Source organism: Halomonas sp. BC2, from assembly GCF_002078115.1.
Classification (GTDB): domain Bacteria; phylum Pseudomonadota; class Gammaproteobacteria; order Pseudomonadales; family Halomonadaceae; genus Vreelandella; species Vreelandella stevensii.
Map to the genome: position 1 here is coordinate 10,398 of NZ_LFGT01000013.1, position 294 is coordinate 10,691.

Consider the following 294-nt stretch of genomic DNA (forward strand, 5'->3'; position numbering starts at 1 on the left):
TCCTAAGACATACCTGGTGATTACTTGAGAAAACTGCAGCCCAGCAACAGCTACTAACAGTGAAGTCAATATTATCTTTGCTGCGGTATTCATCAGAGCCTCCTGAAGTTATGGACTTTTTTTAGTTTCAATTTATACATCACATTTTTCCTAAATTTATTATTATCAAAATTAAAGCTAGCATTGCTACGCCACATTGGTCCAATACGGTTTGATGCGGAGCCTATGCGCCAACATTATACCTCTTCTACGAATCACCCACCTCTTTTCTACTTGCTTAACTGGAATATTAAA